The sequence below is a fragment of the Oleiphilus sp. HI0086 genome, assembly GCF_001635225.1.
Window position 1 is genome coordinate 1 of record NZ_LWFZ01000122.1, and the last position, 640, is coordinate 640.

At 45.6% G+C, this 640-nt stretch carries 2 protein-coding genes; both read right to left on the reverse strand.

Annotated features, from left to right (window positions below):
- The coding region (locus tag A3756_RS01685; RefSeq protein ID WP_156490185.1) for an efflux RND transporter permease subunit at positions 1 to 297 on the reverse strand (297 nt) is incomplete at its 3' end.
- The coding region (locus A3756_RS27020; protein WP_197481100.1) for an efflux RND transporter periplasmic adaptor subunit at positions 297 to 640 on the reverse strand (344 nt) is incomplete at its 5' end. The genes A3756_RS01685 and A3756_RS27020, both read right to left, overlap by 1 nt.

Consider the following 640-nt stretch of genomic DNA (forward strand, 5'->3'; position numbering starts at 1 on the left):
AGTGTGCTTTACCCCCTGCATCGTATTGAGATGATTTTCGAGCGGCGTTAGCAGCAAGTGTTCTACTTCCAAAGGTGACATACCTGGTATGGGAATGGTGACTTCGGCAGCGGGAATCACTATCTGAGGATTCTCTTCACGGGGAATTTCAAACAGCCCCATTAAACCGAACAAGATAACGGCAGGAATAATGGCCAATACAAGCTTTGATTCAACAAAGGTTTTGGCTAGCGTATGGGCAATATTAAAGCTGCTGTTAGAAGCTGCTTTGCCGCCCGAATTTTGGCTCTTATCCATTACTTGGTCTCTGCACTATTTACTGAGGCATCGCTAGGTTTAAAGACCACTGGACTCCCATCTCTTAAGGAAGATGGCGGGTTAGTGATAACGATATCCGATGGCTCGAGGCCTGAGAGAACCACCAAATAACGTTGCCACTTCCGCTCAAAATTGACCGGCGTAAACACTGCTTTACCTTCATTGATTCGGTATACACCAAACACCCCCGCCCGCTTAATGATTGATGAAGAATCAACAAGAATCTGTTTTTCATAAGAGATAATGAAGTCCACCTGCCCTGATAAGCCGGCTTCAAGTTTGTAGGATTCAGGCAAAGCGAGTTTGATCTGAATGGTTTGGG